The 10,947-nt window shown below is 60.5% G+C and carries 8 protein-coding genes and 1 tRNA gene; 8 read left to right on the top strand and 1 reads right to left on the bottom strand.

The window, feature by feature from the left end:
* The first annotated feature begins 1 nt into the window (after position 1).
* The 8 genes from AC0IYH_RS07330 to AC0IYH_RS07295 all read left to right on the top strand — a co-directional run bounded on the left by AC0IYH_RS07330 (position 2) and on the right by AC0IYH_RS07295 (position 7,651).
* Positions 2-77: transfer RNA gene (locus AC0IYH_RS07330), tRNA-Glu, on the top strand.
* Positions 78-259: 182 nt separating this feature from the next.
* Positions 260-799, top strand: a complete 540-nt coding sequence (locus AC0IYH_RS07325; protein WP_116626398.1) for a TetR/AcrR family transcriptional regulator — start codon at positions 260-262, stop codon at positions 797-799.
* Positions 800-814: 15 nt separating this feature from the next.
* Positions 815-1,648, top strand: coding sequence for an alpha/beta hydrolase (locus tag AC0IYH_RS07320; protein ID WP_471833614.1), 834 nt, complete (start codon positions 815-817; stop codon positions 1,646-1,648).
* Between the two features lie 41 nt (positions 1,649-1,689).
* On the top strand, positions 1,690-2,124 hold the full coding sequence (locus AC0IYH_RS07315; protein WP_116626400.1) for an acyl-CoA thioesterase: 435 nt from the start codon (positions 1,690-1,692) through the stop codon (positions 2,122-2,124).
* Positions 2,125-2,179: 55 nt separating this feature from the next.
* Positions 2,180-3,151 (top strand): tRNA-dihydrouridine synthase, encoded by a 972-nt coding sequence (locus tag AC0IYH_RS07310; RefSeq protein ID WP_116626401.1) that lies wholly within the window; start codon positions 2,180-2,182, stop codon positions 3,149-3,151.
* 526 nt (positions 3,152-3,677) lie between these two features.
* Positions 3,678-5,198, top strand: a complete 1,521-nt coding sequence (locus AC0IYH_RS07305) for a hypothetical protein (RefSeq protein ID WP_471833612.1) — start codon at positions 3,678-3,680, stop codon at positions 5,196-5,198.
* A 70-nt stretch (positions 5,199-5,268) separates the two neighbouring features.
* The gene (locus AC0IYH_RS07300; protein WP_471833610.1) at positions 5,269-6,201 is read left to right on the top strand and encodes a hypothetical protein; all 933 of its coding nucleotides are present in this window, start codon (positions 5,269-5,271) and stop codon (positions 6,199-6,201) included.
* A 49-nt stretch (positions 6,202-6,250) separates the two neighbouring features.
* Entirely contained in the window at positions 6,251-7,651 is a 1,401-nt protein-coding gene (locus AC0IYH_RS07295) for a hypothetical protein (RefSeq protein ID WP_471833608.1), read from the top strand.
* On the opposite strand, the gene AC0IYH_RS07290 is transcribed toward AC0IYH_RS07295, so the two are convergent.
* On the bottom strand, positions 7,632-10,910 hold the full coding sequence (locus AC0IYH_RS07290; protein WP_471833606.1) for an EAL domain-containing protein: 3,279 nt from the start codon (positions 10,908-10,910) through the stop codon (positions 7,632-7,634). The two genes, AC0IYH_RS07295 and AC0IYH_RS07290, sit on opposite strands and share 20 nt — an antisense overlap.
* Positions 10,911-10,947: the final 37 nt, after the last annotated feature.

Below are 10,947 nucleotides of genomic sequence, written 5' to 3'. Positions count from 1 at the left end.
TGTCCCCTTCGTCTAGTGGCCTAGGACACCGCCCTTTCACGGCGGTAACAGGGGTTCGAGTCCCCTAGGGGACGCCACGATTACCCGCTCTGCGGGATTTTTAAGGGTCATTCAATTATTGAATGGCCCTTTTGTTTGTCTGGCGTTTGGCCAACTCCCTCCTCAATCCCCATCTTCTGTTCTGACCGGCGGTCATGCTTCTCGCTTGCGAAATATTATTATGGTAATAATATTCAACCCATGAAACACGGAGGCAATGATGAACGATAAAAAAGCGCAAACCCGCGAACGTATTCTGCAGGCCGCCAGCGCTGCGTTGATCCAGCGTGGCCCGGCCGAGCCGAGCGTAGGTGAAGTCATGGGTGCTGCGGGGCTGACGGTCGGTGGGTTTTACGCGCATTTCGAGAGTAAAGACGCGCTGATGCTGGAAGCCTTCACGCAGTTGCTGGCCCGGCGTCGTGCGTCCATCGACGACATGGACGCCCAGCTGACCGGCGAAGAGCGTCGGGGCCTGGTGGCGGCGTTTTACCTGTCGCGCAAGCACCGCGACTCAACCGCCCAGGCCTGCCCGATCCCGGCCACCGTGGGCGAGATGGCGCGCCTGCCGGACGCCTTCCGTGAAGCACTCAACGAACACGTTGAGCTGATGGCCGCCCAGCTCGCCGCCAGCCCCGAGGACACCGACAAGGCCCTGGCGGACATGGCGCTGATGATCGGTGGCCTGGCATTGGCCCGCGCCTTGGGGCCGGGCGAGCTGTCGGACCGAGTATTGCGCGCCGCCAAGTCGGCCGTACGCTAACAGAGGGCTTGCACCATGGGCACGTTAACCTGGGTTCGTCGTTTCAACGGCACGCTGGGGCACTTGGCGCCGCACGCGGTGGCCAACAAGATGCGGCGTGCCTTCATGACCCCGCGCGACCTGCCGCCGCGTGACTGGGAATTGCCGCTGCTGGCGCAATCGGAGCGCATTACCTTGCGTTTCGGCCTCTCGGCGCTGCGCTGGGGCCAGGGGCCGGCGGTGCTCTTGATGCACGGTTGGGAAGGACGGCCCACCCAGTTCGCCAGCCTGATCACTGCCTTGGTGGATAACGGTTATTCGGCGATTGCCCTTGATGGCCCGGCCCATGGTCGCTCGCCGGGGCGTGAAGCGCATGTGCTGCTGTTTGCCCGCGCGATGCTGGAAGCGGCTGCCGAGCTGCCGCCACTGCACGCCGTGATCGGCCATTCCATGGGCGGCGCCAGTGCGATGCTGGCGGTGCAGTTGGGGTTGCGTACAGAGGCACTGGTGAGTATCGCCGCGCCGTCACGTTTCCTCGATGTGCTGCGCGGTTTCACCCGCATGGTCGGTTTGCCGGCGCGGGCCCGCTCGGCGTTTATCCAGGAGGTGGAACACACCTTCGGCATGCCGCTCAAGCACCTGGACGTGGCGCACTACCAAATGAACATCCCCGGCCTGATCGTGCATGCCGAAGACGATACCTTCGTGCCAGTCAAGGCCTCCCAGGCCATTCACGACGCCTGGTTCGACAGCCGCCTGCTGCGCCTGGAGCAGGGCGGGCACCAGAAAGTACTGGCCGACCCGCGAGTGATCGACGCTGTGCTTGTGCTGTTGGCCGGTTGTCGTCTACAGGCGCGGCAAACCGCCTGATACACTGCCCCCCGCCGACATTAATCGACTGGGAGCACCGCATGGGCTGGGATTTGGCAACGCCGTTTATCATCGATCTGCAGGTCGCCCCTGAAGACATCGACGGGCTGGGGCACGCCAACAACGCGGTGTACGTGTCCTGGCTGGAGCGCTGCGCCTGGCGCCACTCCCAGCGCCTGGGGCTGGACCTCACCGAATACCGTCGCCTGGACCGTGCCATGGCCGTGGTGCGCCATGAGATCGACTACCTGGCGGCGGGCTACGAAGGCGACGAGCTGCAACTGGCCACCTGGATCGTCGACTGGGACCAGCGCCTGAAGATGACCCGCCGTTTCCAGTTGGTGCGACCGCGTGACGGCGTGACCCTGCTACGCGCGCAAACCACCTTCGTCTGCATCGAACTGTCCTCCGGCAAACCCAAGCGCATGCCCGCAGAGTTTCTCGACGGTTACGGCCCCGCCCTGACAGGGGGTTAACGGTTGCCGTAGGAAACCCAGTAAACTGCGCCACGATTTTTGTTGAGTGTTTTCCATGCAAATTGCTTTGGCGCCCATGGAGGGGTTGGTCGACAACATCCTGCGGGACGTGTTGACCCGCGTGGGCGGTATCGACTGGTGCGTGACCGAGTTCATCCGTGTCAACGACCGCTTGCTGACGCCTGCCTACTTCCACAAGCTCGCCCCGGAATTGCTGCACGGTGCCAAAACCGCTGCCGGCGTGCCGCTGCGCGTGCAGTTGCTCGGTTCCGACCCGGTGTGCCTGGCGGAAAACGCCGCGCTGGCCTGCGAGCTGGGCTCCCAGGTGGTCGACCTGAACTTCGGCTGCCCGGCCAAGACCGTCAACAAGTCCCGGGGCGGTGCAGTGCTGCTCAAGGAGCCGGAGCTGCTCAACCAGATCGTCGAGCATGTTCGCCGTGCGGTGCCGGCGCATATTCCGGTGACCGCCAAGATGCGCCTGGGCTTCGACAGCCCTGACGGTGCGCTGGTGTGCGCCACGGCCCTGGCCGAAGGTGGCGCGGCGCATATTGTGGTGCATGCGCGCACCAAGGCCGATGGCTACAAGCCGCCGGCGCACTGGGAGTGGATCCCGCGCGTGCAGGAGGTGGTCAAGGTGCCGGTGTTCGCCAACGGTGATATCTGGAGCGTTGAAGACTGGCGACGCTGCCGTGAGATCAGTGGTGTCGAAGACATCATGCTCGGTCGCGGCCTGGTGGCGCGCCCGGACCTGGCCCGGCAGATCGCTGCGGCCCGGGCTGGGGAAGAAGTCGTGGAGATGACGTGGGCGCAGATGCAGCCGATGCTTCAAGAGTTCTGGCGCCAGTCAGTGGAGCAACTGACGGAGCGACAAGCGCCTGGCCGGTTGAAGCAGTGGTTGGCGATGTTGACGCGTAATTATCCCGAGGCGGTGGAGTTGTTTACTGCGATGCGCCGCGAAACGGACTTGATGCAGGTAGGACGTTTGTTGGGGTTGGATGCTCAACAACCCGAAGCGCTTACGTCGTAATACTTACTTTATATATACCTACGTTTCAATGCTTAACTTAAAGGGCGCCTTAGGCGCCCTTTTTCATGTCTGGAATAAGCTGTTCGGCGTTGCTTGAGGGTTGAGTGGTTTCTTCGTGTGTGTAATAAATGGTGTTGTAGCGGTTTTACTGATGCAAGAGTTTTATGGGTTTTTAAGTGTGTGTCGGAATGCGCTATGTGCGCACGCGATAACTAACATAGGTGTGTTGGGTTATTGGGTTTTACTGGTTTCAGTAAATTTCGTTCTAGCTGAGTGTTACTTGTTATATCGTCGATGCTTGTTCGCGCAGCAAGGCGGTTCCGGGTTTTTAGCGCTTGTTCATAAGGAAGGTTTCCCGGGTTCTGTATTGGTTTCCTGATGTGAAGTGGAATTGTCGGAACTCAAAGTCCTGAGGGCCCACGAAAGTAGGGAGTACGAACACTCGTACTTGTTTTTAAATCCCTATGGCGTCGAAGTTTCTCAGGTCGTTCGCCGGCTTGGAGAGACACTTAGTAAGGAAAACTGTATGTCTAATCTGCCCATTAATAATTCCGTTTCCATGAACCCTAACTATCTGCCCCAGGCTCAGGCTCAGGAGAAGCCCATAGTTGATAAGGCGCGGGACCCGCTATTGGCCCAGGCATTTGCCAATACACTGATTATTGATAAAGGCGACGGCTCGAAAGATGGCAAGGTTGTGGTGAGCAGGGAGGCACTGAATCAGTTGTTCGACATGATTGAGTCGGTTTTCCGGGCGCTCCGACGCTATTGGACGGGCCAGGGTGCACTGCCCCAGCCGATGCCTGACGCGGGGGCTTTGTCTAAATCGACGCCTGCAGCCAGCCCTGCTTCGACATTGGCTTCAGACCCTGCGGCAAAAAAACTTCCAGAAGCCGATGGGCAATTGAAAGGCGCGCCAAAAGCCGAGGTTAAAGCGCAGTTACGCAAGGATATTGTGTCGAGCCTGCCCACCGATGCGGGTAAGCAGCCGAAGGCTTCGTTGGCGGGCAAGCCTGGTGCGACATTGCCAGAAACGGCGACGCCGGAAAAAGCCGCGACGACAGCCCCGGTGTTGCCGAAGGTCGCGACGGAGACTAAGCCTGACCTGAAGCGGCCGGCGGAAATTAAATCCACAGTGCTTTCGCCGGCAGGTGCGCTGCCGAAGGTGTTGCCAGGGGCCAAGCCTCAATCGGCGGATGTCCCACGCAACGACCTCACACTGCGTCCAGAGGACGCCAGGGCGACAAAAACATCGCCCCGCGACGTGCCAGGAATAACTCAGGATGCTGGGCGGCGGAACGAACAGAAGTCCGACATTAATATGACGGTCCAGGTGATTAATTGTGGTTTGCATCATCCTGAGGTGAATGTGACTCGGCACAAACACACTGCCGACGGCCAGCCCACGTTGGTGGTGAGCACGCCGGATAAACCCAAGACCGACGGCCAACCCTCGTTGGTGGTGAGCACGCCGGACAAAGCCAAGACTGACGGCCAGCCCACGTTGGTGGTGAGCACGCCGGATAAACCCAAGACCGACGGCCAACCCTCGTTGGTGGTGAGGACGCCGGATAAAGCCAAGACTGACGGCCAACCCACGTTAGTAGTGAGCACACCGGATAAACCCAAGACCGACGGCCAACCCTCGTTGGTGGTGAGCACGCCGGACAAAGCCAAGACTGACGGCCAACCCTCGTTGGTAGTGAGCACGCCGGATAAACCCAAGACCGACGGCCAACCCACGTTGGTGGTGAGCACGCCGGATAAATCCAAGGCCGGCAGCCAACCAGCGATCGTGCCAAACACGCCGGATACGCCAAAACCCGAGAGCAAAACCCCGCTAGCGTCACGCTCGCCGGTTACGCCTGAGGTGGATACCACGCCTGCAACCCCACAGCCTGATGTAACGCCAGGCACTCGCCCCAAGCGCGACCTGACATCCCCCGGGCCTGCCGATGACAGTTCGAACGATGTTTTCAATAGTCGCAACCGCAACAGGTTCGACACGTTCGAGCGTTCCAGCCGCGGTCGCCGGACTCCGGCTTAAGTTGGCCAGGTCTTGATCAGGTCCCCTTTTGGCAGCCATTGTCGAGGGGGGACTTTATAAGGAGGAGTGTATGTCCGGTCTGACGATTAATAGTGGATCAGTGAGCGGTCACGGCTATCAACCACTTGATGCCTGCCCCGCGATAACAGTTAAGCGTGCCCCCGGGGAGGTCAATATATCAACCGGCAACAATGCGCCTCAGGTACACGCCGGCGCTGCTGGCGGCGCGGACATTTTGACTGTGTTCCAGAGCTTTTTTCACCGCCTCACTCCGATTTTTACCTGGCTGCGGAGTGTGTGGGGAGGCCGAGAGTCATGCGTCGAGCCTCAGGTTTCCCCTGTACCCAGCCCAACGGTGCAGACACTGCCAGCCAGCCTGCCAAAAACGGATCCCCAGGAAAGCGATCTTCCCGATCTCTCGAGCAAGCGTAATGGCGCCAAGCCCGATGACATTTGGAAAGGTTTTCGCCAGGGCCCGAATGGTAACTGCGTGACGGTTTCAGCCATTAAGGCTTCCATGGCGAAGTTTGGTCAAAGTCCGACGGATATCTTTAAGGAGGTTAAGAAAGAGGGGGATGGTTATCGGGTCGTTATGCGCGACGGGGTCACCCTGCATTTAAGCCGTCGCGAGTTGGCCGAAGGCGCGCGAAGTTCGAAGTTTGTCAGCCGTGATCAAGAAATGCTCAAGGACGCGCATTTTTTGTTTGCTGTAAGCGCCAAACGAGCCCAGTTGGAAAATAACGACGGTTATGCGAGGACTGGTTTCCGGGCTGCACTGCATAGCCTGAACGACGGTGAAGATGAATATCGCAACGGTGAAGGTTTATTGCGATTGGGATTAAAGCAGCACATAACCCGAGTTCCTGTGGGTACTTTAGCCAAAGGAATGGTGGGTATGGTCAATCGGCTGGGTCATTCAGTGGCTGTGATCGACGGTGTTGAAGAGATTTATGGAAAAAAGGGCAGGGCGCCGAGGCGCGGTGAAGCCATTGCATTGAAGTAATACCCGTCGCGGGTGTGTGTTCATTAACTTTTACGTAAGAGTATTGGAAATGATGAGTTCTATTTCAGCCGGCCTTGCGCCTGTAATAAAAATAATAAATACCGAAGGCTCGCTATCGACTGATAACAACCCGGGTGTTGGTGGGGCAAATTGTCCCAATGGGAATGTTCTGGCGCTGCATGCTTCTGCTCGCGGAAACAGGGAATACCCCGAAGGCATCATTAATGCATTTACCGCCACTGAACGCCGTTTTGGCGAGTATTTTGATGTCAGTACCCACGCGGCAGTTATCAAGATGATGATGCTCAGGTTCGGTCAAAGCCCAGTGGATGTATTTGATCACGTCACGCCTGTTGCGGGAGGGTATGAGGTGATCATGAAGGACGGTTTCAAAGTGCATCTGACTCAAGATGAGCTAGAGCTTGCAACGGGAGCCTCAAGGTTCGACGGCGATGACCCTGCTGCGATAAATGACGCCAATTTTATCTTCGCCGCGTTCGTCAAGCGCAAGCAGCTGGAAGGGCCTCGCCCCTCGATGAGCAATGGTTTCGATGCGGCCCTGGCCAAGACACTTGAGGGTGAAACGCCCCAGCGAGTCCTCAAGGGCATGGGCATGGTGGGTTTCATGCAGCACGTCGGCTCCGACCAGATGCGCGCCAAAGGCGCGGTGGGCGTGGTTGATACCCAAAGCTTCGCCGCCGCGCTGGTGTTGGAGGGGGTCAAGCATGACCGCGGGAAGCCCGAGCTGCTGGGGCGCACTTACGGTTACATGCTCACAGGGGATGATGTTGTCGATGATGACCGCTCGATTGCGCCCGGCAGCGTCAGCGTATCCGGGGTGGCGGTGGGTGTCCCGCCAACGGATATCTGGGTTGGCTTCTATCAGGGGTTCGAAGGCAATTGCGTGACCATATCGGCGATCAAGGCGGCGATGATGAAGTTCGGGCAGAACCCGACCAGTATTTATAAACACATCCGCGAGACCGCCGACGGCTACGAAGTGACCATGCGTGATGGCTACTCGCTGCGTCTGACTCACGATGAGCTGAAACAAGCCGAGCAAGGTTCCAACTTCAAAGGCTCTGACGAACAGCTGATCAAGGATGCGAACTTCTTGTATGCCGTGAGTGCCAAGCGGGCCCAGCGGGAGAATCACGAGTTCCGTGCCCAAGAGAGTTTTGAGGTGGCGATGGAGACGCTCAACAATGGCGAGTATCCGGGGGAGGCCTTTCGGCGCCTGGGGTTATATGCCTTCACTCGGCCGAGTACCGCCCAGGAGCTGGCCGACGGTGCGTTGGGCACCTTGGCAAGCAGCGAACACTCGGTGGCGGTGATCAACGGCAAACTTGACTTATATGGCGACAAAATGGCGCTGGCGGCGTCGCAGTGGAACAACTCCGGCTACCGGGCGATAAAACTGGTGGGAGGCGCTATACCAGTAGCCGCCTGAAACCTTCCACAGGCAACGGCCGGCTGTGCAAATACCCTTGATACAAATGGCAACCAAGCCCCTGCAGAAAGGCGAGTTGCTCCAGCGTCTCGACGCCTTCGGCAATCACCTCAAGGTTCAGGCTGCGGGCCATGGCCACGATGGCGCGGATAATTTCCGCGTCGTTCGGGTCGTGCGTCGCGTCACGTACGAACGATTGGTCGATCTTCAGTGCATCCACCGGCAGGCGCTTGAGGTAGGTCAGTGACGAATAACCGGTGCCGAAATCATCCATGGCAAAACTGATGCCGAGCTTTTTCAGGCGGCGCATTTTGCTGATGGTGTCGTCCAGGTTCTGAATCACGATGCCTTCGGTGATCTCCAGCTTTAACAGGCTGAAGGGCAAGTGGTGCGTGCGCAAGCTGCGTTCCACCCGTTCGACGAAGTCGTTCTGGCGAAACTGCCGGGGGCTGATGTTGACGCACAGGCTGAAATTCAGCGGGTCCACCAGGCCATCGGCGATCAGCTGGGCGAAGGTGGCGCAGGCCTCGTCGAGTATCCAGGTGCCCACCTCCAGTATCAGCCCGCTGTCCTCCAGCACCTTGATAAATTCAGTCGGCGACTGCGCGCCCAGCTGTGGGTGCTGCCAGCGCACCAGGGCTTCGGCGCCAACGATCCGATTGCCGCGTGCATCCACCTGTGGCTGGTAATGCGCGCTGAACTCGCCGCGCGCCAGGGCCAGGCGCAGGTCGGTTTCCATGCGCAGCCGTTCGCTGGCGGTTTTTTGCATGCTGTTGTGGAACATCTGCGTGGTGTTGCGCCCCGAGTCCTTGGCGCGGTACAGGGCGATGTCGGCGCGCTTGAGCAGGTCGGCCGGGGTTGAGCCATGGTCCGGAATCAAGGCCACGCCAATACTCGGTGTGACTTGCAGGCGGTGGCCATCGAGGAACATCGGCTCCGAGAGCAGCTCGCGCAGGGTATCGGCGAGTTCCTGCACCTGGTGGCTGACCTCGGTGCGTGTGCCGTCCAGGCCGCTGAGCAGGACCACGAACTCGTCGCCGCCCAGGCGCGCCACGGTGTCCTCCATGCGCACGCTGGCTTCCAGGCGCGCGGTGACGATTTTCAGCACGCTGTCGCCCACCGGGTGCCCGAGGGAGTCGTTGATGTGTTTAAAGTGGTCAAGGTCGAGAAACAGCAGGGCGCCGCGCAGGTTGTGGCGCTTGAGCAAGGCGATCTGCTGGCTCAGGCGGTCCATCAACAGCGCGCGGTTGGGCAGGTTGGTCAGCGGGTCGTGGTAGGCCAGGTGGCGGATCTGCGCCTGGGCGTTTTTCAGCAGGCTCACGTCCCGTGCGGTCAGCAGCAGGCATGGGGTTTCGTTGAGGGTGATGGGCTCCACCGAGACCTCCACCGCCAGCACGTCGCCACGTTTGTTGTGCCAGAGCATTTCCAGGTGATGAATGCGGCCCTTGATCTGCAGTTCGGCCAGCAGCGCCGAGCGTTGGTTTTCGTCGGCCCAGATGCCGATCTGGTAGAGCGTGAGGCCGATGGCTTCGTCGGCGCGGTAGCCGGTCAGGCGGCAGAAGCCGTCGTTGACCTCCACGTAGCGGCCCGTGTCGCGCTCGGTGATGGAAATTGCGTCGGGGCTGGAATGGAAGGCCTTGGCGAATTTCTCTTCGCTGGCCTTCAGCGCCGCCTCCGAGCGCTGTTGCTGGGTGATATCGCGCAGGGTGGTGACGATGCAGGGCTGGTCGCCCACTTTTATCATTCTGCTGGAGATCACGCAGGTCAGCGCCTGGCCGTCCTTGTGATGCACCACGATGGCGACATTGGCGAGCGCCTGTTCGCGAATCACCCGTTCGATGCGTTGCAGGCGTTTGCTGGACTCGTCCCAGAGGCCGATCTGCTCGGCGCTCTTGTCGATCACCTCGGCGGCCGTCCAGCCGAAGGTCTGGGTAAAGGCGGGGTTGATCTCGATAAATTCGCCGCTGCCCAGGCAGGTCACGCAGATCGGATCGGGGCTGGCCTGGAACAGGCTGGCGAATTTCTCTTCGGAGGCGCTCAGGCGTTGTTCGCGCTCGACCTGGTCGGTGATGTCCAGCAGGGTGCCGGCCATGCGCAGCGGCACGCCCTGGTCGTCGCGATAGAGGCGGGCGCGGCTTTCCAGATAGCGCGAGGCGCCATCTTCCATTTGCACGCGGTACGTCAGTTGGTAGTTGCCGGCCGGGCCTTCGCGCAGGGTGCGATAGGCGTTGCGCATGTTTTCGCGCTCTTCATTGGGCATGCCCTCGAAAAACGCCTCGAAGGATTCGTGGAAGGGCTCGGCGGGCAAGCCATGCAATTGGGCGGCGCGGGCCGAGCCGTAGAGCATGCCGCTGGGGATGTGCCAGTCCCAGGTGCCCAGTTGCGCGGAGTCCAGGGCCAGGTCGAGGCGCTCCTGGCTGTCCTTGAGGGCCTGCTCGGCGTTTTTGCGTTCAGTGGTGTCGAGGAAAGTGCTGAGCAAATACGCCTGGCCCTCCAGCTCGACCTTTTGCGCGCTGAGGGTGCCATCGTGGATCTGCCCGTTACTGGCGCAAAACTGCACCTCCATGGTGATGGGCTGGCCCTTGCGCTGGGTGGCCTTGACCAGTTGCGCGCGCTGCTCGGGGTGGCGCCACAGGCCCAGGTCCAGGGTGGTGCGGCCGATGGCATCGGCCAGCGGCCAGCCGAAGAGCATCTCGAAATACTGGTTGGCTTCGCTGATCAGCCCGTCGGACTGGCGCGTCAACAGGACCATGTTGGGGCACAGGTGAAACAGCGTGGCGAAGCGTTTTTCCGAGTGGCTGAGGGCGTGCTCGCGCTCGCGCTGGCGCGTGGTTTCGCGGATCACGCCGATCATGCGGCGCCGGCCGGCCTTGTCCGGCGCCAGGCTGCCGTTGATTTCCAGCCAGTGATGAGTGCCGTCCGGCCACTGGATATGGTGATGCATGGCCTGCTCGAACGGCTCACCCGCCAGCACGGCGTGAAAGGCCCGCACCACGCGGGCGCGGTCCTGCGGTGCGAGCAGGTCGAGGTAGTCGAGGTCCTTGGGCAGCGGCTGGCGCGGGTCGTAGCCGAACAACGCCTGGGTACCCCGTGACCAACTGATGCGTCCACTGTCGATTTCCCAGCACCAGGCGCCCAGCCGGGCAGCATTCAGGGCGGCCAGCAGCTGCGGGGCGCTGTCCCAGCTTTGCTCCGCCTCTTGGGGGTCAAGGGCGTAAATGCGGGGCAAGGGTGGGACGGAATCGACGGGGTTGCGCATTATCAAAGGGCCTTCGCTCAATGGGCGTTCGGCGCGG

The organism is Pseudomonas sp. AC463 (genome assembly GCF_979253585.1).
Note: the sequence above shows the minus strand (reverse complement) of the source record. Positions and strands in the feature narration are given on the sequence as shown.